Source organism: Micromonospora sp. WMMD734 (assembly GCF_049178975.1).
Classification (GTDB): domain Bacteria; phylum Actinomycetota; class Actinomycetes; order Mycobacteriales; family Micromonosporaceae; genus Micromonospora; species Micromonospora wenchangensis.
This window is the reverse complement of record NZ_JBMHMK010000001.1, coordinates 3,702,082-3,724,123: the sequence shown is the minus strand read 5'-3', so window position 1 is coordinate 3,724,123 and position 22,042 is coordinate 3,702,082. Positions and strand designations below refer to the sequence as shown.

Below are 22,042 nucleotides of genomic sequence, written 5' to 3'. Positions count from 1 at the left end.
TCGCGGGGGAGCCGGAACCCGTCAGCCCGGCCGGACCCTCCCGACTCATGGGAGATGATCGCTCCGCGTCGATGTGATGTCTATCCTGGCTCCGACGCTGCCAGGGGACGTCGCTACGCCGGGTGGGTGTGGAGTGGGGGAGACCGGTCGGGAGGCGCTGCTCGCGTTCGCCGACGAGCTACGGCGGCTGCGGCAGCGCGCCGGCGGCCCGTCGCTGAACACGTTGGTCGCGGTCGCCGCCCGCCGGGGCAGGCCACTGGCCCGATCCACCCTCAGCGACAAGCTCAACGCCAAGTCGCTGCCGGACTGGGACTTCGTCGTCGACTACCTGGGGGCCTGCGTCGCGTACGCCGAACAGGCCGGCACCCGGTTGCCCGCCGAGCTGACCGACCCGGCCGGGTGGGAGACGGCGTACTGGCGGATGCTGGGGGCGGCGGACGCGGCGCGGGCCGACGAGCGGCTCGCTGCCGCCGCCCGCGCCGAACGAGGTCGACGGGCGCGTGTCGGCTCCCCGCCGGCGGCCCCGGCCGAGCAGACCCCGGCACCGCTCGTGCCCCGCCAGCTACCGGCGGCGGTACGGCACTTCGCGGGGCGGACCGCGCCGCTCGCCGCCCTGACCGCACTGCTCGCCGAGCCGCCCGGCCCGCCGGGCACGGTGCCCGTCTCGACCATCGGCGGTACGGCGGGAGTGGGCAAGACGGCCCTCGCCGTGCACTGGGCACACCGGGTCGCCGACCGGTTCCCGGACGGGCAGCTCTACGTCAACCTGCGCGGCTACGACCCCGAGTCGCCGGCGCTGAGCCCGGCCGAGGCGGTCGCCGGTTTCCTGGAGGCCCTCGCGGTACCCGCGGAACGCATCCCCGTCGGGTTGGCGGCGCAGGCGGCGCTGTACCGCAGCCTGCTCGCCGACCGGCGGATGCTGGTGCTGCTGGACAACGCCCGCGACGCCGACCAGGTGCGTCCGCTGCTGCCCAGCTCACCCGGCTGCCTGGTCCTGGTGACCAGCCGCAACCAGCTCCCGGGGCTGGTCACCGCCGAGGGTGCCCGCCCGCTCCCGTTGGACGTGCTGTCCCCGACGGAGGGGCGTGAGCTGCTGACCCGCCGGCTGGGCGCGGACCGGGTCGCGGCGGAGCCGGCCGCGGTGGACCGGATCGTCGCCGCGGCGGCGGGGTTGCCGTTGGCGCTGGCGATCGTGGCGGCGCGGGCCGCCACCTACCCGGATTTCCCGCTCGCCCGGCTCGCCGCCGAGCTGACCGCCACCCGGGGTGCCCTCGACGCGTTCAGCGGCGGGGAGGCCGGCACCGACGTGCGGGCGGTGCTGTCCTGGTCGTACCGGGGGCTGGACCCGGCGGCGGCCGACCTGTTCCGGGTGCTCGGGACGCATCCCGGCCCCGACGTGTCCGTCGCGGCAGCCGCCAGCCTCGCCGCCGTCGCGCCGGCCGAGGTACGCCGGCCGCTGGCGGTGCTGACCCGGGCGAACCTGCTCACCGAGCACACCCCCGGCCGGTACACCCTGCACGACCTGCTCCGCGCGTACGCCGTCGAACTGGCCGTGGCCACCGACTCCGCCGGGCTCCGGCAGGCCGCGCTGTGCCGGCTGCTCGACCACTACCTGCACACCGCGTACGCCGCTGCTCTGCTGCTGCACCGGCACCGCGACGACATCGACCTGCCGGCGGCGCAACCCGGGACGGCGGTGCTGGTGCCGGCCGACCGGGACGAGGCCTGGGCGTGGCTCGCCGCCGAACACCGGGCGCTGCTCGCCGCGATCGGCCTGGCCGCCGAGAACGGGTTGCCCACCCACGCCTGGCAGTTGGCGTGGAGTGTGAACACCTACCTCGACCGGGTGGGCGCCTGGCCGGACCAGTCCCGCGCCCAGGAGTGGGCGCTGCGGGCCGCCACCGCGGCGGGCGACCGGGACGGCCAGGCCCGCGCCCACCGCAACCGGGCCGTCGCCTGCCTGCGTCTCGGCGCGTACGACGAGGCCCGCGACCACCTGGAGCGATCCCGACACCTGTACGCCGAACTCGGCGACGGGGTCGGCGGCGGCCGTACCGAGCTGAACCTCGGTATCCTCGCGGAGCGCCAGGGCGACCACCGGCGGGCGCTCGACCACGCACAGCGGGCGCACCGCCTGTTCGAGGACGCCGGCCACGCGCAGGGGCAGGCCAACGCGCTCAACAACATCGGCTGGTACCACATCCAGCTCGGCGACCACCTCCGCGCGCTGGACTACTGCGGGCGGGCGCTGGTGCAGCAGCAGCAGACCGGGAACCGGTACTGGGAGGCACACGCCTGGGACAGCCTCGGCTTCGCGCACCACCAGCTCGGCCGGCACGGCGACGCCATCGACTGCTACACGCACGCGCTCGCGCTGTGGCGGGAGGCCGGCGAACGGTACTACGAATCCGTCACGCTGATGCATCTCGGTGACAGCCACCGGGCCACCGCCGCGCCCGACGCCGCCCGGGCCGCCTGGGCGCAGGCCCTCGACGTGCTCGACCGGCTCGGCCACCCGGACGCCGCCCTGGTGCGTGGCCGGCTCGACGGGACGCCAACGCCTCCGCGATAGTCTCCCGGGAATCCACTGTCCGGTGATTTCCCGGACGCTCCGGAAGGGCCGGAAACAATTGTCGCAGGTGGCGGGAACCAGGCCGTCGGCGGCGTCCGGGAAAAGCCCGGAAAGCGTGCGCGACTGCGGATGTCGTGCCAGCCCAGAGGGCCTGTACTGCATTTCTTGATGCTCCGGGTCAATGACGTCGACTTCAATTTACTGATGACTGTCAATTCTTCTGGGGTTGTTGTCTGATCTGTTGTCGGTGGGCGAGCCTGTTGTTCCGTGGTTCCCTGTCGACCGAAAGGACAATCGTGATCCCCCACAGAATTGGCCGCCTCCGCGCGGCGGCGGCCGGAGTGGTGCTGGCGCTCGTCGCCACCGCCGCCGCTGTGCCACCCGCGCAGGCCGCGCCGCCCCCGTCGACCGCGCAGGCGGCAGCGTCGCAGGTCGTCGGCTTCACCGTCGGCCAGGACGGCCGCCTCTACCTGACGTCATCCACCGGAGTCAGCCCGTTCGGCCCCACGGCGCTCGCCCCACCCGACGCCGACGTCAGCGCCGTCCGACAGTCCGACGGGAACACCGCCGTGTTCACCGTCGGCACCCAGGGTGGCCTGGTCGCCGCCGTGACCAGCTCGGCGACCTCCAATATCACCGTCTACCGCGACGGGGCGGGCAACCTCGCCCCGCCCGGGGGCCGGCTGACCGCGTTCACCGCCCCGGACGGCTACGTGTACGTCTTCTTCGTCGGCGTCGACGGCGCCGTCTACAGCACCTCGTACTCACGTGTGGTGCGCCCCGGTGCCGGTCCGCAGCGCGTCTCGGTGCCCGGCGTCGCCCCGCCGGGCGCGGTAGTCGCCGGGTCGTGGCAGTCCAGCGGGCCGGGCGCGTTCTTCGTCGGCGTCGACGGCGGGTTGCGTCACCTCGCCCGGACGGGCGGCACCTGGCAGACGTCATCCGTCGGCCCGTCCGGTGTCGCGGCGGCCGGCAGTGGGGTGGCCTCGTTGGCCGGGGGCGGTGTGCAGGCCTACTACGCCGGGTTGGACGGCCGGCTCTGGCAGGTCAGCCCGGCCGGCGGTGGCCTGCCCGACCCGTGGAACCGGGTGGCCGTGTCCGACGTCGGTGTGGTGCCGGTGGGCGCGGCGCTCGCCGCGACCCGCCCCGTCGACGGCCCGACCGGGGTGTACTTCGCCGACGCCGCCGGCGCCGTGCGGATCGTGACCAACGTGGCCGGCGGGTGGCAGGCGTACGTCGTCACCGGTCCCGCGTTCGCCAAGCCGGGTGGGTCGATCTCGGTGCTCACCGTCGGGGACTACGTCTACGCGGGTTGGTGCGGCAACGACCTCTGGTGGTGGCTGTTCTGGTGGTGGCGGCGTCCGCCGCCGCCCCCGCCGCCGCCGTTGGGGGAGATCCTGCCGGTACCGCTCGACTACCCGATCCAGTACGGCGCGAACGTCTCACTGACCCTGTACCGCTAGGCGGTCGGTGGCCGACCGGGGCAGGCGCGTCCTGCCCCGGGTGGGACGGCGAGGTGCTGTCGGCGTGCGGTACCCCGTCGATGAACAGGGCGATCGCTGCCCGGGGCGAAGCGGTGGGGTCGCCGGACGGGCGATCTTGCCATCGGGTAGAGTTCGGGGCGTCGCCGGGGAAACCGGGCGGCACGCGGACGTAGCGCAGCTGGTAGCGCATCACCTTGCCAAGGTGAGGGTCGCGGGTTCGAATCCCGTCGTCCGCTCTCGACCACGGGCGATTGGCGCAGTGGGAGCGCGCTTCCTTGACACGGAAGAGGTCACTGGTTCAAACCCAGTATCGCCCACCAGAGCATCACGAAGGCCCCGGCTCAACCGAGCCGGGGCCTTCGTAGTGTCGTACGTAGGGTCAGCTGTTCCAGTGCTGGGCGACGAGGTCGGCGGCCTGCTGTTCCCACTGGGCGTAGTGGTCCGGGTACGCCGACACCTGCACCGTCTGGGCGGCCTTGGTCAGGGGCATGTCCTGCCAGCCGTCGACCTGCTTGAGGCCCTTGAGGAAGGCCAGGGTGGCGTATTCGGGGTCGGTGATCTGCTCCACCGTGCCCCAACCACTCGACGGGCGCTGCTGGAACAGGCCCTGGGAGTCGTGGTCGTTGCGGTCGCCGAGGTGGCCGAGGTTCTCCAGCTTCGACTCCTGCAGGGCGGTGGCGATCGACACCACCGCGGCACGCTCGTCCATGCCGGCCTTCTTGGTGGCGGCGATGATCGCCTTGGCGTTGCCGGTCTGTTCGTCGTTGAGGTCGATGCGGGACTGGTCGCCCTGCACACCGTGCGGGATCAGCGTGTCGGCGGCCGGCTTGTCGGCCTGGACGGCGGCGACGGGGCGGGTGTCGAGGGTGGGGGTGTCGTGGTTGAGCGGGCCGGCGGCCAGGCCACCGGCGACGGCGAGACCGGCGATACCGAGAACACTCTTACGCAGCATGGTGGTGTTCATGGGGGATGCTCCTTCGAGGGGGTCGACGCCACCCGACCGGTCGGGGGACCGGGGCCACCGGCGGAGCCGGCGGTGGGGGCGTAAGCACCACGACGAGGCGCTCATGAGGGAAAGTCGGTAGGTCTCCGGCGGGCCCTGCCGCTCACGCCGGAACCCGATGTAACGACCGGGGGCCCCGCATTATTCCGGGGCACTGCCCACCTGCGGACCGGCCGGGCGGGGCGCTCCTACGGTCGTACGGAGGGTGTAACGACCGTGGACGCCGGGTCATTCCGTCGGCGGTCGCCGGTCGAGGCTGGTGGCGGGACACCGGACTTTCCGGCGATCCGGTGGCCGACGGGGACGCGGGTTCTGCCGATGGCAGATCCGCTACCGGTGAACAGAATGCCCCATCGGTGTGCCGGGCCGGCAGGGTGGGACGCATGAGACTGCTGATGTTGGGCGGCACCGGGTTCGTCGGCTCCGCCATCGTGGCCGAAGGGGTACGCCGGGGCTGGACGGTGACGATGTTCAACCGGGGCGTACACGGCGACCCCCCGCCGGGCGTACACCGGTTGCGGGGTGACCGGACCGCGCCGGACGGGCTGGCCGCGCTGGCCGGCGGCGACTGGGACCTGGTGGTCGACACCTGGGACGGCATGCCCCGCGCGGTACACGACGCCGCCCGGGCACTACGTGCCGCCGGGCACTACGCCTACGTCTCCAGCTGCTCCGTCTACGCCCCGCCGGTGCCGGCCGGGGCGGGGGAGGAGGCGACGGTGGTGGAAGCGGCGTCCGACGACCCCCGCGACGACGACTACGCCCGGTGCAAGGCGGGCGGTGAGCGGGCCGCGACGGAGGTGTTCGGGGAGCGTGCCCTGCTGCTGCGGGCCGGGTTGATCCTGGGGCCGGGTGAGGACGTCGGCCGGTTGCCCTGGTGGTTGCGGCGGGTGGCCCGGGGTGGCGACGTCCTCGCCCCCGGCCCGGCCGACCTGCCCGTGCAGTACGTCGACGTCCGTGACCTGGCGGCCTTCGCCCTGGACCAGGCCGCCGAGGGCGTCGGCGGCGCGTTCAACGTGGTCAGCCGTCCGGGGCACAGCACCATGGGTGAGCTGTTGAGCGAGATGGTGGCGGCGACCGGATCCGACGCCCGGCTGCGCTGGACCGACCCGGAGCCGATCCTCGCCGCCGGGGTGGAACCCTGGAACGACCTGCCGGTCTGGATTCCCCCGGGCCACGAGTACCGGTGGTTGCAGGAGCTCGGCGTCGAGCGGGCGTACGCGGCGGGGCTGACCTGTCGCCCGGTGGCCGGGACGGTCGGCGACACCTGGCGCTGGCTGGACCGGGTGGGCGCGGTGCCACCGCGCGCGGGGCGGCCGGTGCGGGTGACGATCGGCCTGGACCCGGAACGCGAGACCGCCCTGCTGGCTGCCGCCGGTCCGATCTGATCCACCGCCCCACCGCCCCCCGGGATCCGTCGGGGTCACCGCCTCCACCGCCCCCGGATCCGTGGGCCCCCGCCGCCCGGGTGCCGGCGAGGGCACCCGTCGTCGGGCCGGCATGGTCAGCCGGGTGCCACCGCCACGTCCAGCACCTCGTCCACGGTCCGCCTCGGGGTGGCCATCCCCGGCTGGCCGTACCCGATCCGCATGACCATCTGCGGGGTGCCGAAACGCCCCAGCGACAGCCGCAGCGCCTCCCGCGCCCCCGACACCTCGATCGGCTGCGACAGCATCGACACCGCCAGTCCCGCGTCGGTCGCGGTCAGCAGCACCCGCTGCAACGCCTGCCCGGCGAGCACCTGGTCGACGACCGTGTTGCCGGCCGCGCCGAGCACCGCCACCAGCGGTTCCGGCTCGAAGTCGCGGCCGGGCGCGCGGTCGAGGCCGCCGAAGCCGCGCGACGGCAGCAGGTCCTGCGGCTCGGCCTGCGGGCCACCGGCGCGGGCCGGCACCCCGTCGGGGGCGGGTTCGGTACGCACCCAGTCGGCGCGTTCGGCCCGGTAGGCGGGGTCGCGTTCGAGCACCCGGTGGGCGCTGCGGGCGATCTCGGCGAAGGCGTTGACGGCGCTCACCCCGATCACCAGTTCCAGCCAGCACTGCTCGGCCCGGGCCGCCTCACCGAGCCGCCAGCGGGCGTCGGCGGGCACCGGGTCGGGCCAGAACGGCGCCCGGTTGCTGAACCGGCGGCCGATGGCCGCGTACAGGCTCTGCTCGGTCGGGGTGGGGCGGCGCGGCAGCTCCGGGACGAGCCGGGCCAGCACATCCGGGTCGGCCGGGTACGGCCGCAGCCGTACGGTCGCCGGGGTGCCCGCCACGGCCAGGGACAACCGCAGGTTGAACAGGGCCGCCCCGCCGGCGATCCGGGTGCCCCAACCGCTCGGGTCGGTGGCGGGCAGCCGGCGGGCCGGGTCGACCGACACCTCGATGCCGCCGTCGCGCAGTCGGAACCGCCACGGCTGGGTGTTGTGCAGGGAGGGCGCGCGGACGGCGTCCGCGACAGCGGCCCGCAGTTGCGTCTCGGTGTACCCGGTGCCCATGGTCGTGCTCCTTCCGTGGCGTGGTTCCCCTCCACGGTCCGTCACCGGCAGGCCGGCCGGGCAGGGCCGGACGTCCCGACCCGTCGGGTCGCCCTCCCCGGGGTGACGCGCCAGGTTAGGGACCTTCGGCCCGTGCACGGGCCGGTCCGGGCGGGTAGAAACGAGGGATGATCCGGGTGTTCCTCCTCGACGACCACGAAGTCGTCCGCCGTGGCCTGGCCGACCTGTTGCAGAGCAGCGGCGACATCGAAGTGGTCGGCGAGTCCGGCTCCGCGCAGGAGGCGGCCCGGCGGATTCCCGCCCTCCGCCCCGACGTGGCGATCCTCGACGCCCGGCTGCCCGACGGCAACGGCATCGACGTGTGCCGGGACGTCCGGGCGGTTGACTCGTCGATCAAGGGGCTGATCCTCACCTCGTACGAGGACGACGAGGCGTTGTTCGCCGCGATCATGGCGGGTGCGGCGGGGTACGTGCTCAAGCAGATCCGGGGCACCGACCTGGTCGACGCGGTCCGTCGGGTCGCGGCCGGGCAGTCGCTGCTCGACCCGGCGATCACCACCCGGGTGCTGGAACGCATCCGCAGCGGCGTCGAGCAGCCCCGTGAGCTGAAGTCCCTCACCGAGCAGGAACGCCGCATCCTGGAGTACGTCGCCGAGGGGCTGACCAACCGGGAGATCGCCGGCAAGATGTTCCTGGCCGAGAAGACGGTGAAGAACTACGTCTCCAGCGTGCTGGCCAAGCTGGGCCTGGAACGGCGTACCCAGGCGGCCGTGCTCGCCACCCGCCTGCTCGGCCAACGCCACTGACCCACCGCACCGCCGGCCGGTTCAGCGGGAACCGTCAGGCAGCGCCGGCCGGCTGAGCGGGAATCGGCCGGCGGCGGGCATCAGTCGCGCAGCGGGACCGACCAGCAGAGTTCGGTGCCGTGCGGCTCGATCCGGCGTACCTCGAACTCGCCGCCGTGCCGCTCGGCGCGTTCGCGCAGGTTCACCAGGCCACCCCGGGCGGCGGCCGGGTCGCAGCCCACCCCGTCGTCGGTGACCGTCACGGTGACCCGGCCGGCGTCGACCCGGACGGCGACGGCGACCCGGCTGGCCTCGGCATGGCGTACCGCGTTGGACAGCGCCTCGCGGAGGACGGCGGTGAGGTCGGGGCGGACCGGTTCCGGCACGGCGCTGTCGATCGGCCCGTCGAGTTCCACCTCGGGGCGGAAGCCGAGCGACCCGGCGGCCACGTCGACCGCCTCCCGGATCTCGGTGCGCAGCGCCGCGCTCATCGGGGTACGCAGCTCGAAGATGGTGCGGCGGATGTCCCGGATGGTGGCGTCGAGGTCGTCGACGGCCGCGTTGATCCGCTTGGCGACGTCGGGCCGGGCGTGCATCGCGCCGCTCTGGAGTTGCAGGCCGGTGGCGAACAGCCGTTGGATCACCACGTCGTGCAGGTCCCGGGCGATGCGTTCGCGGTCCTCCAGGACCACCAGCAGTTCCCGTTCCTCCTGGCCCCGGGCCCGTTCCATGGCCAGGGCCGCCTGACCGGCGAAGCTGGCCAGCAGGGTGACGTCGGCGTCGGCGGCCCGGCCGGCGTCGGGCCGGTGGGCGACCACCAGCACCCCGTGCAGGGTGTCGGCGGCGGCCAGCGGGGAGACCACTGCCGGGCCGGCGACCACCGGCACCGGCCACGGCGCCGCCTCGGCCAGGTTGTCGAGCAGTTCCCGGCGACGCTCGGTCACCGGGCCGGCGAAGCTGGTCTCGCTGGCCGGCAGCAGCGCGCCGACCAGTTCCGCCGCGTCACCGTCGGCGGAGTCGACCACCTCGACGGTGAACTGGCCGGCGTCCTCGTCGTAGAGCAGCACCAGCGCCAGCTCCGCCTCGGCGACCTCCCGGGCCCGGCGGGCCACCAGGGTCAGCGCGTCGGTCCGGCGTACCTCGCCGAGCAGCACCGAGGTGATCTCGGCGGTGGCCGCGAGCCAGCGTTCCCGGCGATGGGCCAGCGCGTAGAGCCGGGCGTTCTCGATGGCCACCCCGGCGGCGGCGGCCAGCGCCACGACGATCTCCTCGTCGTCCTCGGTGAACTCCGGGGCGCCCTGCTTCTCGGCCAGGTAGAGGTTGCCGAAGACCTGGTCGCGGATGCGCACCGGCACGCCGAGGAAGCTGTGCATCGGCGGGTGGTGCGGCGGGAAGCCGTACGACTGGGGGTGCTGGGTGATGTCGGGCATCCGCACCGGGCGGGGCTCGTCGATCAGCAGCCCGAGCACGCCCCGCCCGTGCGGCAGGTCGCCGATCTTCGCGTGCAGCTCGGCGTCGATGCCGTGGGTGATGAAGTCGTGCAGCAGCCGGTCCGGCCCGATCACCCCCAGCGCGCCGTAACGGGCCCCGACCAGCTCGCAGGCGGCCTGCACGATCCGTTGCAGGGTGCTGCGCAGGTCGAGGTCGGTGCCGATACCGACCACCGCGTCGAGCAGCGCCCGCAGCCGCTCCCGGCTGGTCACCACGTCGCCGACCCGGTCCAGCATCTCCTGGAGCAACTCGTCGAGCCGGACCCGGGACAACGGGCTCAGCCCCAGCGAGGGGACCTGGTGTTCGTTGCGGGAAGCAGGGGTGCTGGCGGCCACGCGGGCGATGTTACCGTCCGGTGACCGCCGGGCACGAGATCATCAGGGCCGCTGGTCGCGTACGGCGGAGGTGTCGACCACCTGCGCGGCCGGCAGCCGGGGGGTGTGCGGCGGTCCGGCGTGTGCCGGGTCCGCGATCCCGATCCGCAGCACCAGGTACGGGTAGCCGAGCCCGCTGAGCAGTTGCCGCAGCGTCTGCCGGGTGCCGTCGACCTCGACCACGCCGGACAGCGGCACCACCGACGCCCCGTGCCGGGTGGCGGCGAGCCACAGCGCGGAGAGCGCCTCACCGGCCCGCAGCCAGCTGTCCGGCTCGTCCTCGTCGCCGTAGAGCAGCCCGTACACGGCGGCCCGGTCGTGCCCCGGGCCCACCGGCAGGTCGCCGGGGCTGCCGAAGTCCCGGGCCGGGACGGTGGTCTGCGGCTGGTCCTGCGGCAGCACCTCCGGCGGCAGACCGGTGCCGGTGCCGGCCCGGTGCGTCCAGTACTGCAACTCCTCGCGGGTCTGCGGGTCCTCCGCCTCGACGGTGCCGGCGTGCGAGGCGGTCGCGGCCAGCTCCATCACCTGGTCGGTGTCGAGGATCTGCAACCGGGAACCCTCGGCGTCGGCCGCGCCGACGATCTCGTCGAGCACCCCGACGGACACCGGCTCGTCGCTGACCGGGCGGCGGTCCGTGTGCCGCACCTGCATGCACTGCACCAGGCGCATCGCCTCCGGGTCGGCCCCGGAACGGGTCAGGCCGGTCAACCGGGCCAGCAGGTCCGGCTGCTGCGGATCGGGCAGTCGCTCCACCACCGCCGTCCAGCCCTCGGCGGCGAGCGCCACCCGGGCGTGGTGCAGGGCCGCGCCGCAGCTCACCGCGACCAGTCTGCCCTCCGGGTCGGTGGCGGTGAGCTGCCGTTCCCGGGCCACCCGCAGCTCCAGGGCGTCCGGCAGGACCCGCCAGCGCCACGGCTGCGTGTTGTGCACCGAGGGGGCGTGACCTGCCGTCGCCGCCGCCTCCGCGAGCGCGGTGGTCAGCGGGCGGTCCGTCGCGGGCGTCTGGTGGCTCATCGGCACGACCTTTCCGTCTCTTTCCCATCGTGCCCCACCCGGTCGGCCCCGGGGCGGGGATACCGTTCCATCCTGGCCTGCCGAACCGGCCCTGCACACGGTCCGCAGGTCCCCCCTCGGGGGCATTTCGGCCCGGTGGTTTCCCGGTTCCCGGTCCCCGCCGGCCACCTGCTGGGACGATCCGCAGGTGGACGCGGCACCGCAGGAGTGTGTTCCGCGGCGGCCGGTCGACAGGCGTCCGGTGCGCTGGCGTGAGTGGACGCCACTGGCCCTGCTCGGCGGGGCGTTGCTGGTCGGGGCGGTGCTGTGGCTGACCGGGCGGCGCGGCCCCGCCGACGGCGTGTGGGCGGCGGCGACCCTGGGGGCGCTGGTGCCGGCGGTCGGGGCGGTGCTGCGTCAGTGGTGGCGGCGTCGGTTCGGGGTGGACGTCATCGCCGTGCTGGCGTTGGCCGGTGCGCTGCTGGTCGGGGAGTACCTGGCCGGGGCGGTGATCGCGGTGATGGTGGCGACCGGCCGGGCACTGGAGGCGTACGCCCGGGGGCGGGCGACCCGCGACCTGCGGGCGCTGCTGGCGCGGGCGCCCCGGCAGGCGCGGCGGCGCACCCCGGACGGGGGGATCGAGGTGGTCCCGCTGGACCGGGTCGCGGTGGGGGACGACCTGCTGGTCGGGCCGGGCGACGTGGTGCCCGTCGACGGCGTGCTCGCGGCTGCGGCGACGCTCGACGAGTCGGTGGTCACCGGCGAGTCGCAGCTGGTGGGCCGGGCCGCCGGGGAGCAGGTGTCCAGCGGGGTGGTCAACGCGGGGGCGGCCGTGGGCCTGCGGGCCACCCGGGACGCGACGGGCAGCACCTACGCGCAGATCGTCCGGCTGGCGCGGGAGGCGACCGCCCGCCGGGCACCGACGGTGCGGCTCGCCGACCGGTACGCGGCGGCGTTCGTCCCGTTCACCCTGCTGCTGGCCGCGGTGGCCGGGGTGTGGTCGGGGGAGTTCGTCCGGGCGGTCGCGGTGCTGGTGGTGGCGACGCCGTGTCCGCTGCTGCTGGCCACCCCGATCGCTATCGTCTCCGGGCTGTCCCGGGTGGCCCGGCGGGGCGTCCTGGTGCGCGACGGTGGTTCGCTGGAGCTGCTCGGCCGGGCCCGTACCCTGCTGGTCGACAAGACCGGCACGTTGACCGAGGGGCGGCCCCGGGCGGCGGAGACGGTGGTCGCTCCCGGTGGCGACGGGGACGAGGTGCTGCGGCTGGCCGCGTCGGTGGAGCAGCTCTCCCCGCACGTGCTGGCGGTGGCGCTGGTGCGGCAGGCCCGCGAGCGGCGGCTGCGGCTGACTACGCCGACGGAGGTGACCGAGGAGCCGGGGCGCGGGGTCAGCGGCCGGGTCGACGGCCGGCCGGTGCGGGTCGGGCAGTTCCCCGGCGGGCTGCCCGACTGGGCGGAGCAGGCCCGCCAGCGGGCCGAGCTGGCCGGCTGGTCGACGGTGTGGGTCAGCGACGACCACGGCCCGCTCGGCGCGGTCCTGCTGGAGGACCCGGTCCGCCCCGACGCCCGCCGGACGGTACGCCGGCTGCGGGAGGCCGGGTTCTCCCGGCTGCTGCTGCTCACCGGCGACCGGCCGCGTACCGCCGAGCAGGTGGCCCGGCTGGTGGGGGTGGACGAGGCGGTGGCCCGCTGCTCGCCGCAGGAGAAGGTGGACCGGGTCCGGCAGGAGTCGCGGCGGGGGGTCACCGTGATGGTCGGCGACGGGGTGAACGACGCGCCCGCGTTGGCGGCGGCGCACGTCGGGGTGGCGATGGGGGCGAGAGGGGCGACCGCCTCGGCGGACGTCGCCGACGCCGTGATCACCGTGGACCGGTTGGACCGGCTCGCCGACGCCGTCGAGATCGCCCGCTACGCCCGCCGGATCGCGGTGCAGAGCGCCGCCGTCGGGATGGGGCTGGCGGTGCTCGCGATGCTGGTCGCCGCCGTCGGCCGGCTGCCGCCGGTGGCGGGCGCGTTCCTCCAGGAGGGCATCGACGTGCTGGTGATCCTCAACGCGCTGCGGGCGCTGCGCGGCGGGCTGCGCCGCCGGGACGTCCCGCCGGCCACCCGCGCCCTGCTCGACCGGTACGCGGGCCAGCATCCCGGCGTACGGGCCGTGCTGGCCCGGGTACGCGACACCGCCGACCTGGTGGCGACCCGGCCGACCGCCGAGGGGTGCCTGCCGGCGGTGCGCGACACGCACCGCCGGCTCACCGACGAGGTGCTGCCGCACACCGACGCCGAGGAACGGCAGCTCTATCCAGCGTTGGCCGGCCCGCTGGGCGGCGACGAGGCGACGGCCACGATGAGCCGGGAACACGTGGAGATCCATCGGCTGGTGGACGCGATCGGCGGTCACCTGGCGCGGGCGGACGGGCGGTTGCGCCCCGACCAGGTGCCCGACCTGCTCGCCAGCCTGTACGGCCTGGAAGCGGTGCTGCGCCTGCACCTGGCCCGGGAGGAGGAGGACTACCTCGCCCTGGACCCCGACCCGCCGGCCCCGGGGCGTTGATCCACCCATCGGGACCGGCGGGTGGATCAACGCGGGACCCGGGGCCTGGCGGTCAGCGTTCCCGGATGACGGCGACCGGGCAGTGCGCGTGCTGGATGAGCTGCTGGCCGACCGAGCCGAGCAGCATCCCGCGCAGCCCGCCCCGACCCCGGCTGCCGACCACCACGAGCTGCGCCTCCCGGCTCGCCTCGACGAGCGCGGCGGCCGGTCGGGCCGGTGCGATCTCCACCGTCACCGGCACTTCGGGGAACGTCTCCCGCCACCCGGAGAGAGCCTGTCCGATCGTGGCCCGGTCCGCCGCGAGCCGGGCCTCGGCGTCCGGGTCGGAGGGCCGCCAGCGGTCGTCCGGCGGCTCGAATGCCTGCAGCACCAGCAGCGGGGCGTCACGCTGCGCGGCCCGCTCCACGGCGAACCCGAGCGCCGTGCCGGCCTGCTCGGAGCCGTCGAAGCCGACCACCACCGGGCCGGTGACCGTAGCCTGCGCCTCGCGCACCACCACGACCGGGCAGCGCGCGTGGGCGGCCACCGACACCGCCGTGGAGCCGGCGAGCAGGCCGGTGAACCCGCCGTGGCCCCGGCTGCCGAGCACCAGCAACCCGGCCTCGGCGGAACGTTCCTCCAGCACCAACGCGGGCGGGCCGTCGAAGACCTCACCGTGCACGGTGACGCCGGGCCAGGCGGCGGCGGCGTCCGAGGCGGCCTTGTGCACCAGCTCCTCGACCTGCCGCCGGGCGTCGTCATCCGGCCAGACCCCGGGGGCCACCCCCGGGCCGACCCAGCCGGCGACAGTCATCCACTCGAAGACGTACGCCAGCCGGACCGGGCGTCCGGTGCGCCGCGCCTCGGCCAGCGCCCAGTCCACGGCGACGCCCGCGTCGGCGGAGCCGTCGTAGCCGACCAGGATCTCGTCGGGCTTCATCGTCTCGTCCTTTCCTGGCTGGTGGCAGGGGGTGGGCCGGCCGGTGACCGGCCCACCTCGGGCCGCGGAGGTGTCACTGCCCGTCGAGCTGCTGCGGGTGGGTCTCGCGGAGCCAGCGCCACTCGGCGACCCGGGGGTCGTCCTCGCCGTGGCGGCGGGTGTGGTCGCGGCACGCCTGCCGGGTGTCGACCATCTCCTGGCGCAGGTGGGCGGCGCGGGCGGCCAGGCCGGGCACCCGGTCGATGACGTCGATGACCAGGTGGAAGCGGTCCAGGTCGTTGAGCATCACCATGTCGAACGGGGTGGTGGTGGTGCCCTCCTCCTTGTAGCCGCGCACGTGCAGGTTGTCGTGGTTGGCCCGGCGGTAGGTGAGCCGGTGGATCAGCCACGGGTAGCCGTGGTAGGCGAAGATGATCGGCTTGTCCCGGGTGAAGATGGTGTCGAACTCGTTGTCCGGCAGGCCGTGTGGGTGCTCCGACGACGGCTGGAGCCGCATCAGGTCGACCACGTTGACGACCCGCACCTTCAGCTCGGGCAGGTGCTGGTGGAGCAGGTCGGCGGCGGCGAGGGTCTCCAGGGTGGGCACGTCACCGGCGCAGGCGAGCACCACGTCCGGCTCCTGGCCCTCGTCGGTGCTGGCCCAGTCCCAGATGCCCAGGCCGCGTCGGCAGTGCTGGACCGCCTCGTCCATGGTCAGCCAGTTCGGGGCGGGCTGCTTGCCGGCCACCACCACGTTGATGTAGTGCCGGCTGCGCAGGCAGTGGTCCATGGTGGAGAGCAGGGTGTTGCCGTCCGGCGGCAGGTAGACCCGGACCACCTCGGCCTTCTTGTTGACCACGTGGTCGATGAAGCCGGGGTCCTGGTGCGAGAAGCCGTTGTGGTCCTGCCGCCACACGTGGCTGGAGAGCAGGTAGTTCAGCGAGGCGATCGGCTCCCGCCAGGGGATGCCCCGGGTCACCTTCAGCCACTTGGCGTGCTGGTTGACCATCGAGTCGACGATGTGGATGAACGCCTCGTAGCTGGTGAAGATGCCGTGCCGGCCGGTCAGCAGGTAGCCCTCCAGCCAGCCCTCGCAGAGGTGTTCGGAGAGCACCTCCATCACCCGGCCGTCGGGGGAGAGGTGGTCGTCGGTGGCCTCGATCCGGCCGTCGAAGGACCGGTCGGTGACCTCGAACGCGGCACCGAGCCGGTTGGAGGCGACCTCGTCCGGGCCGAACAGCCGGAAGGTCTGCGGGTTGGCGGTGATCACGTCGCGGACCCAGGTGCCGAGCACCCCGGCCGCGCCGACCACCGGCTCACCCGGCCGCTTGACGTCGACGGCGTAGTCGCGGAAGTCCGGCAGGGTCAGGTCGCGCAGCACCCGACCGCCGTTGGTGACCGGGTTGGCGCTCATCCGGCGCTCGCCCTTCGGCGGCAGCGCGGTCAGTTCGGCGACCGGGGCGCCGGTGGCGTCGAAGAGTTCCTCCGGCCGGTAGCTGCGCAGCCAGCGCTCCAGCTCGGCCCGGTGCGCCGGGTTGTCGCGTACCTCGGCGATGGGCACCTGGTGGGCGCGGAAGGTCCCCTCGACCTGCTTGCCGTCGACCTGGGCCGGGCCGGTCCAGCCCTTCGGGGTCCGCAGGATGATCATCGGCCAGCGGGGGCGCTCGACGTGGCCGCCGGAGCGGGCCACCCGCTGGATCTCGGCGATCTCGTCGCAGGCCCGGTCCAGGGTGGCGGCGAGGAGCTGGTGCACCTGCTCGGGGTCGTCCCCGGCGACCAGGTACGGCTGGTAGCCGTGGCCGCGCATCTGGTTAAGCAGGTCCTCGGTGGGGATCCGGTCCATGACCGTCGGGTTGGCGATCTTGTAGCCGTTGAGGTGCAGGATCGGCAGCACCGCGCCGTCGCGGGCCGGGTTGAGGAAGACGCTGGACTGCCAGCTCCCCGCCAGCGGACCGGTCTCCGCCTCGCCGTCGCCGATGACGCAGGCCACCAGCAGGTCCGGGTTGTCGAAGGCGGCGCCGTAGGCGTGGCTCAGGGCGTACCCCAGCTCGCCGCCCTCGTGGATCGAACCCGGCACCTCCGGTGCCACGTGGCTCGGGATGCCGCCGGGGAAGGAGAACTGGCGGAACAACCGCTGCATGCCGGTCTCGTCGCGGCTGACCGAGTGGTACAGCTCGCTGTAGGTGCCCTCCAGCCAGGTGTTCGCCACCAGGGCCGGGCCGCCGTGGCCGGGGCCGGTGACGAAGATGGCCGACAGGTCCCGGTTGACGATGACCCGGTTGAGGTGGGCGTAGAGCAGGTTCAGGCCGGGGCTGGTGCCCCAGTGGCCGAGCAGCCGGGGCTTGACGTGCTCGGGGGCGAGCGGCTCGCGCAGCAGCGGGTTGTCGAGCAGGTAGATCTGCCCGACGGTGAGGTAGTTCGCCGCCCGCCAGTAGGCGTCCAGCCGGCGCAGCTCGTCGTCGGTCAGGGGGCTGTGCAGGTCGAGAGCGGTGTCCATGCTGCCAAAGCCTCTCGCGGGTCGGGGGGTTCTGCACCCGGAAGCGCCGATTCGCCCCGGGCAGACCCAGTCTTCGTGATCGCCCGGTCACCGGTCAGGGCCGTTGGTCCCGGCCGTTGGGGACGTCATGCCCCGCCCGCCCCGGCGGAAACCAGTCCACGGACGACGATGACCGGCGTGGGCGCGTGGTACAGCAGGGTCTGGCTCACCTCGCCCAGCATTCCCCGCCCCGGCTGGTCGCCCCGCGCGCCGACCAGTGCCACCTGCGCCGAGCGGGACTGCTCCACCAGGACGGTGCCGGGGTCGCCGCGTACGGTGTGGCACTCCGCCGGCACGTCCGGGTGGTGCCGGCGGGCCTGGCCGACCAGCGTGCGGAGCACGTCGTCGCCGTCGTCGGGTCGTTCCGGCTCGATCACCCGGACCGCGATGACCCGGGCCTGCCGGCGGGCGGCACACCCGAAGGCGAAGCCGAGCGCGACCCGGGAACTGGCCGAGCCGTCCACGCCGACCAGCACCGGGCCCGGGGGCGGTGGGTCGCGGCGGACGACCAGCACCGGGCAGCCGGCGCGGGCGGCGAGCTGCACGGCCGGGGCGTCGGCCGGTACGCAGCCGCCGCAGCCGGCCATCCCGCCGTCCCCGATGGCCACCAGGAACGCCGTCCCGGAGCGGCGGATCAGGGCCTCGACCGGTGCCCCCTCGACGATCTCCCCACTGACCGGCACCGCCGGTTCGACCTCGTTGGCGGCCGTGGCGGCGCGGGCGACCAGGTCCTCGGCGGCGTCCCGGCTGCCGGCCACCGACGGGGCGGCGAGGGCGGCCTCCCAGTTGAAGGCGTGCAGCAGGGCCAGGCCCCGGCCGTGCGCGGCGGCCTCCCGGGCGGCCAGCCGGACCACCGCGAGGTCGGCCGGTGCCGGCCCGACCCCGACCACCACCGGCCCGCCCGTGGACCCGGTCATCCGGTTCACCTCCCGGGAATCCGCACGGCGCGGGCACGCCGTCGGAACCGACGCTAGTCGCGGCGGGCGGGCGGTGGAGCCGGATCAGTCGGACGGGTGCCCGCCGGGTGGACGCGCAGCACGACGGCGGTGGCGTTGTCGCTGCCCCCCTCGGCCAGGCTGGCGGCGAGCAGGCCGCGTACCGCCCGGGTGGGGTCCGGCTCGGCGAGCAGGTCCCGCAGCCGGTGGTAGTCGAGCTGGTCGCTGACCCCGTCGGTGCACAGCAGCCAGGTGTCGCCGGGGCGCAGCGGCACCCCGAGCAGGTCCGGGTCCGGCCGGTCGGGGTGGCCGAGGTAGCGCAGCAGCTGGTAGCGGGCGCGGGCGGCCTCCCGGGAGTTCGCCGGCCACCAGCCGTGCAGCACCCCGAGCCAGGCCATCGTGTGGTCCACGGTCACCAGCTCCAGCAGCCCGTCGCGTAGCCGGTAGGCCCGCGAGTCGCCGAGCTGGACGATCCAGGCCAGCTCGCCGTCGGGCTGGGCGAGCATGGCGGTCAGGGTGCAGCCGGCCAGCTCGTCGATGGCGGCGCCGGCCCGGCGTACCCGGATCTGGGCCTCGGCGATCGCGGCGCGCAGCTCGCGCGGGCCGACGGCGGGCCAGCCGGCGCGGACCAGTTCGTGCAGGGTGTCGCGGGCGGTGTCGCCGGCGACGCGGCTGCCCTCGCCCTCGCCCATGCCGTCGACGACCACCGCGAACGGCAGGTCGGGGTCGACGTGCAGGGCGTCGAAGTTGGCGGAGTACCGGTGGCCGGCCACGGTGCCGCCGGCGATCTCCCACCCGACCCGGCCGACGGGCAGCCGGCGGGCCGCCTCGACGGGCTGGTCAGCGGTGCGGCGACGGAACACCAGCGGACCGTAGCACCGCCGCCGGCCGGATCGGGCCGTCCGGAGTCGTGTCGGGTACGCGACGCTGCTGTCAACTCGGGTTGACGCCTGAGGCGTGTCAACGTACATTGACAGCATGAGTCAGGCGACGGAACTCGCGGCGGCCGCCGGCAGCACCGACCCCCGGGTCGGCCTGCGCGCCGTGCGCGCCCTGCGCCGGCTCCTCGAACGGCTGGAGGTGGTCCAGGTGGACAACGCCCGACGACAGGGCTGGTCCTGGCAGGAGATCGCCGACGCGCTCGAGGTCAGCCGGCAGGCGGTCCACAAGAAGCACGCCGGGCGACCGGCGGTCCACGGCACCGGGGAGGCATGATGTTCGAACGGTTCACCGACCGCGCCCGCGCGGTCGTCCAGCACGCGGTTGAGCAGGCCCGTGCCGACGGGGGACGACCCGTCGGCACCGAACACCTGCTGCTCGCCGTCCTGGCCGACGGCGACGGGCTCGCCTGCCGGGTGCTCACCTCCGCCGGCCTCGACGCCGACGACCTGCGCGCCCGGATCAGGCGGCAGACCGGCGACGGCGGCACGGGGCTCGGCGAGGCCGACGCCGCCGCGCTACGCGAGATCGGCATCGACCTCGCGGCCATCGTCGCCCGGATCGAGGACACCTTCGGCCCCGACGCCCTGCGCGAGGCGGCCCCCGCCCCCCGCCGCCGGTGGCGACTGCGCCGACCGCTCGGCGGGCCGCTCTCCCGGCGTTCCCGCACCGCACTGGAGATGGCGCTCCGCGAGGCCCTGCGGCTGCGCCACCGGCACATCGGCACCGAACACCTGCTGCTCGGCGTGCTCCGCGAGGGCGGCGGCCTGGGTGCGACGGTGCTCACCGAGGCCGGCGCGGACCTCGACGACCTGCGCCGCCGGATCGAGTCGGCGCTGCGTACGGCGGCCTGACCAGCCACCCCCCGGTCCGGCCCGGCTCAAACCTGTTTGCGGTCAACGCAACGTCGGTCGTCGCCGGGTCGCTGACCGGGCCGGGGTGCTGCACACTGACGCCGTGGACGGTGCAGAGCAGAAGCGTACGGTGACCGGCGGCGACCGCCCCCCGCGTTCGGCGGTGGTGGTCAACCCGACCAAGGTGACCGATCTCGACGGGTTCCGCGCGACCGTGGACGAGGCGCTCGCCGCCGCCGGCTGGCCCGCCCCCACCTGGTACGAGACCAGCGCCGAGGACCCGGGCCGGGGGCAGACCGAGCAGGCCGTCGCCGCCGGCGCCGAACTCGTGTTCGCCTGCGGCGGCGACGGCACGGTGATGGCCTGCGTCACCGCGCTGGCCGGCACCGACGTGGAACTCGCCGTGCTGCCCCAGGGCACCGGCAACCTGCTCGCCGCCAACCTGGGGCTCTCCAACGACCTCGCCGCCGGCCTGCAGGTGGCCGTCGAACGGGGCCGCCGCCGGCTCGACGTCGGCGTCGTCGACGACCAGTGCTTCGCGGTGATGGCCGGGATGGGCTTCGACGCGCAGATGCTGGCGGACACCTCCGAGACCACCAAGGCCCGCATCGGCTGGCCCGCGTACGTGGTGGGGGCCGCGAAGCACCTGCGGGACCGCCCGATGCGGCTCAGCATCCGCATCGACGACCGGCCGCCGATGCGTCGCCGCGCCCGCACCGTGCTCGTCGCCAACGTCGGGCGGCTCCAGGGCGGGGTGCGCCTGCTCACCGACGCCGAACCCGACGACGGCTGGCTGGACGTGGCCGTGCTCACCCCCAACCGGGTGCGGCACTGGCTCGCCATGGGCTGGGCGCTGGTCCGCCGCCGGGGCAGCGTCCCCCGGATGGAGGTGCACCGGGCCCGCAAGGTCGTCATCACCAGCAACCGGGCCCAGCCCCGGCAGCTCGACGGCGACCTGATCGCGCCGGGGCGGACTCTGACCGCCGAGATCAGACCCGAGTCGCTGTGGCTCTGCGTGCCACGCCCGGCCGGCGACCCCGACCTGGCCCACGACGCCGACGCGGCGGCCCGGCGCGGGGAGAAGCTGGTCGGGGAAGCCCGCCGTGAGTAGCACCCGGCTCGTCCCGGAGACCCGGCTGATGGCGTCGGACGAACTCTCCGCCGACGACGCCTTTCGCACCCTGCGCCGTCACGGCGGCTGGCAGCTCATGCGGGACGCGTTCATCCGGTTCCGCTACGGCGACGGGTTCAGCCACTCCCGGGCCTTCGCCCTGCAACTCTGCCTCGCCGTGGTGCCGTTCCTGATCGCGCTCACCGGCCTGATCAGCGACCTCGGCGTCGAGGAGGGCGGCCGGGTGGTCGCCGACACCGTGCTGGCGCTGACCCCGGGGCAGAGCGAACAGGTGGTGCAGGAGCTGCTCGGCGAGGGCGACCGCACCGAGAGCACCGGCGAACTGGCGCTGACCCTCGGCCTGATCACCGGCCTGGCCGCGCTGACCACCACGATGGCCCAGATCGAGCGCGGCGCCAACCGGATCTACGGCGTGGAACGGGACCGCCCGGCGCTGTGGAAGTACCTGCGGGCGGCGGTGCTCGCCGTGGTCGCCGGCCTGCCCGCGCTGGCCGGCTTCCTGATCCTGGTCGGCGGTGGGGCGATGGGCGAGTCGGTGCAGCGCCACTACGAGTGGGGTGATCTCGCCGCCGGGGTGTGGGAGGTGGTGCGCTGGCCGCTGAGCCTCGTGCTGACCGTCGTCGCGGTGGCGGTGATCTTCCGGCACGCGCCCCGGCGTAAACAGCCAGGTCTGTCCTGGCTCTACTTCGGCGCCGGCATCGCCACCGCGCTGTGGTGGCTGGCCAGCCTGCTGCTCGCCGCGTACGTCAAGTTCGGCGGCGGCTTCGGCCAGACGTACGGGGCGTTGACCGGGATGATGGCGCTGCTGCTGTGGGCCAACCTCACCGGCATGGCGCTGTTCGGCGGGCTGTCCTTCGCCGCCCAGTTGGAGGCGATGCGGATCGGGGCCCCGGAGCCCGCCCAACCCGACCTGTGGGAGCCCGACGCCGAGCGCGGCGAACTGTTCGACACCGGTGACATGACCGCGCTCTGAGCCCGCCACACCGGACGGGCGTGTACGCGGTGGCGGAATCGGGTACAGC

At 74.6% G+C, this 22,042-nt stretch carries 17 protein-coding genes and 2 tRNA genes; 11 read left to right on the top strand and 8 right to left on the bottom strand.

Annotated features, from left to right (window positions below; all coding sequences use genetic code 11):
- Positions 1 to 133: 133 nt before the first annotated feature.
- The 4 genes from ACN267_RS15695 (at position 134) to ACN267_RS15680 (ending at position 4,373) form a co-directional block, all read left to right on the top strand.
- Positions 134 to 2,572 (top strand): tetratricopeptide repeat protein, encoded by a 2,439-nt coding sequence (locus tag ACN267_RS15695; RefSeq protein ID WP_307821005.1) that lies wholly within the window; start codon positions 134 to 136, stop codon positions 2,570 to 2,572.
- A 296-nt stretch (positions 2,573 to 2,868) separates the two neighbouring features.
- Positions 2,869 to 4,032, top strand: a complete 1,164-nt coding sequence (locus ACN267_RS15690) for a hypothetical protein (protein ID WP_421489010.1) — start codon at positions 2,869 to 2,871, stop codon at positions 4,030 to 4,032.
- 184 nt (positions 4,033 to 4,216) lie between these two features.
- Positions 4,217 to 4,289, top strand: a tRNA-Gly gene (locus ACN267_RS15685).
- Between the two features lie 9 nt (positions 4,290 to 4,298).
- A tRNA-Val gene (locus ACN267_RS15680) sits at positions 4,299 to 4,373 on the top strand.
- 59 nt (positions 4,374 to 4,432) lie between these two features.
- Here ACN267_RS15680 and ACN267_RS15675 read toward each other — a convergent pair.
- Positions 4,433 to 5,017 carry a hypothetical protein gene (locus tag ACN267_RS15675; protein ID WP_421489009.1) on the bottom strand — a complete coding sequence of 195 codons (585 nt, stop codon included), beginning with the start codon at positions 5,015 to 5,017 and terminating at the stop codon, positions 4,433 to 4,435.
- 422 nt (positions 5,018 to 5,439) lie between these two features.
- Here ACN267_RS15675 and ACN267_RS15670 point away from each other — a divergent pair, with 422 nt between their 5' ends.
- Positions 5,440 to 6,444 carry an NAD-dependent epimerase/dehydratase family protein gene (locus ACN267_RS15670; RefSeq protein WP_421489008.1) on the top strand — a complete coding sequence of 335 codons (1,005 nt, stop codon included), beginning with the start codon at positions 5,440 to 5,442 and terminating at the stop codon, positions 6,442 to 6,444.
- Positions 6,445 to 6,560: 116 nt separating this feature from the next.
- Here ACN267_RS15670 and ACN267_RS15665 read toward each other — a convergent pair whose 3' ends face one another.
- On the bottom strand, positions 6,561 to 7,535 hold the full coding sequence (locus ACN267_RS15665; RefSeq protein ID WP_204957119.1) for an Acg family FMN-binding oxidoreductase: 975 nt from the start codon (positions 7,533 to 7,535) through the stop codon (positions 6,561 to 6,563).
- Positions 7,536 to 7,702: 167 nt separating this feature from the next.
- On the opposite strand from ACN267_RS15665, the gene ACN267_RS15660 reads away from it, so the two are divergent.
- On the top strand, positions 7,703 to 8,341 hold the full coding sequence (locus tag ACN267_RS15660; RefSeq protein WP_091251953.1) for a response regulator: 639 nt from the start codon (positions 7,703 to 7,705) through the stop codon (positions 8,339 to 8,341).
- Positions 8,342 to 8,421: 80 nt separating this feature from the next.
- On the opposite strand, the gene ACN267_RS15655 is transcribed toward ACN267_RS15660, so the two are convergent.
- Positions 8,422 to 10,092: a GAF domain-containing sensor histidine kinase gene (locus ACN267_RS15655; RefSeq protein ID WP_204957341.1), complete on the bottom strand. Its 1,671-nt coding sequence runs from the start codon at positions 10,090 to 10,092 to the stop codon at positions 8,422 to 8,424.
- A gap of 96 nt (positions 10,093 to 10,188) precedes the next feature.
- Positions 10,189 to 11,199, bottom strand: coding sequence for an Acg family FMN-binding oxidoreductase (locus tag ACN267_RS15650; protein ID WP_421489007.1), 1,011 nt, complete (start codon positions 11,197 to 11,199; stop codon positions 10,189 to 10,191).
- A 187-nt stretch (positions 11,200 to 11,386) separates the two neighbouring features.
- On the opposite strand from ACN267_RS15650, the gene ACN267_RS15645 reads away from it, so the two are divergent.
- Positions 11,387 to 13,726, top strand: a complete 2,340-nt coding sequence (locus ACN267_RS15645; protein ID WP_421489006.1) for a heavy metal translocating P-type ATPase — start codon at positions 11,387 to 11,389, stop codon at positions 13,724 to 13,726.
- A gap of 52 nt (positions 13,727 to 13,778) precedes the next feature.
- Here the strand turns inward: ACN267_RS15645 and ACN267_RS15640 are convergent, their stop codons facing one another.
- The 4 genes from ACN267_RS15640 to ACN267_RS15625 all read right to left on the bottom strand — a co-directional run bounded on the left by ACN267_RS15640 (position 13,779) and on the right by ACN267_RS15625 (position 18,958).
- Positions 13,779 to 14,645 (bottom strand): universal stress protein, encoded by an 867-nt coding sequence (locus tag ACN267_RS15640; protein WP_421489005.1) that lies wholly within the window; start codon positions 14,643 to 14,645, stop codon positions 13,779 to 13,781.
- A gap of 73 nt (positions 14,646 to 14,718) precedes the next feature.
- The gene (locus ACN267_RS15635; protein ID WP_421489004.1) at positions 14,719 to 17,121 is read right to left on the bottom strand and encodes a phosphoketolase family protein; all 2,403 of its coding nucleotides are present in this window, start codon (positions 17,119 to 17,121) and stop codon (positions 14,719 to 14,721) included.
- 125 nt (positions 17,122 to 17,246) lie between these two features.
- Positions 17,247 to 18,077 (bottom strand): universal stress protein, encoded by an 831-nt coding sequence (locus ACN267_RS15630; protein WP_204957127.1) that lies wholly within the window; start codon positions 18,075 to 18,077, stop codon positions 17,247 to 17,249.
- Between the two features lie 53 nt (positions 18,078 to 18,130).
- The gene (locus ACN267_RS15625) at positions 18,131 to 18,958 is read right to left on the bottom strand and encodes a PP2C family protein-serine/threonine phosphatase (protein ID WP_204957128.1); all 828 of its coding nucleotides are present in this window, start codon (positions 18,956 to 18,958) and stop codon (positions 18,131 to 18,133) included.
- Between the two features lie 115 nt (positions 18,959 to 19,073).
- Between ACN267_RS15625 and ACN267_RS15620 the strand changes: the two genes are divergently transcribed.
- The 4 genes from ACN267_RS15620 (at position 19,074) to ACN267_RS15605 (ending at position 21,993) form a co-directional block, all read left to right on the top strand.
- Complete coding sequence (locus ACN267_RS15620) at positions 19,074 to 19,310, top strand: HTH domain-containing protein (protein WP_088642213.1); 237 nt, start codon at positions 19,074 to 19,076, stop codon at positions 19,308 to 19,310.
- On the top strand, positions 19,310 to 19,888 hold the full coding sequence (locus ACN267_RS15615; protein WP_421489003.1) for a Clp protease N-terminal domain-containing protein: 579 nt from the start codon (positions 19,310 to 19,312) through the stop codon (positions 19,886 to 19,888). Before ACN267_RS15620 ends, ACN267_RS15615 begins: the two co-directional genes overlap by 1 nt.
- A 103-nt stretch (positions 19,889 to 19,991) precedes the next feature.
- Positions 19,992 to 20,999, top strand: coding sequence for a diacylglycerol/lipid kinase family protein (locus ACN267_RS15610; RefSeq protein ID WP_204957131.1), 1,008 nt, complete (start codon positions 19,992 to 19,994; stop codon positions 20,997 to 20,999).
- A complete protein-coding gene (locus tag ACN267_RS15605) occupies positions 20,992 to 21,993 on the top strand; it encodes a YihY/virulence factor BrkB family protein (protein WP_204957133.1) in 1,002 nt (333 codons plus the stop codon). The genes ACN267_RS15610 and ACN267_RS15605 overlap by 8 nt, the downstream gene beginning before the upstream one ends.
- The last annotated feature ends 49 nt before the right edge of the window (positions 21,994 to 22,042 follow it).

Excerpts from the sequence above, each read along its gene's own strand:
- ACN267_RS15615 (WP_421489003.1), top strand. The coding sequence starts at position 19,310 with ATGTTCGAACGGTTCACCGACCGCGCCCGCGCGGTCGTCCAGCACGCG.
- ACN267_RS15640 (WP_421489005.1), bottom strand. The coding sequence starts at position 14,645 with ATGAAGCCCGACGAGATCCTGGTCGGCTACGACGGCTCCGCCGACGCG.
- ACN267_RS15650 (WP_421489007.1), bottom strand. The coding sequence starts at position 11,199 with ATGAGCCACCAGACGCCCGCGACGGACCGCCCGCTGACCACCGCGCTC.
- ACN267_RS15675 (WP_421489009.1), bottom strand. The coding sequence starts at position 5,017 with ATGAACACCACCATGCTGCGTAAGAGTGTTCTCGGTATCGCCGGTCTC.
- ACN267_RS15660 (WP_091251953.1), top strand. The coding sequence starts at position 7,703 with ATGATCCGGGTGTTCCTCCTCGACGACCACGAAGTCGTCCGCCGTGGC.
- ACN267_RS15670 (WP_421489008.1), top strand. The coding sequence starts at position 5,440 with ATGAGACTGCTGATGTTGGGCGGCACCGGGTTCGTCGGCTCCGCCATC.
- ACN267_RS15630 (WP_204957127.1), bottom strand. The coding sequence starts at position 18,077 with ATGACCGGGTCCACGGGCGGGCCGGTGGTGGTCGGGGTCGGGCCGGCA.
- ACN267_RS15665 (WP_204957119.1), bottom strand. The coding sequence starts at position 7,535 with ATGGGCACCGGGTACACCGAGACGCAACTGCGGGCCGCTGTCGCGGAC.
- ACN267_RS15620 (WP_088642213.1), top strand. The coding sequence starts at position 19,074 with ATGAGTCAGGCGACGGAACTCGCGGCGGCCGCCGGCAGCACCGACCCC.
- ACN267_RS15635 (WP_421489004.1), bottom strand. The coding sequence starts at position 17,121 with ATGGACACCGCTCTCGACCTGCACAGCCCCCTGACCGACGACGAGCTG.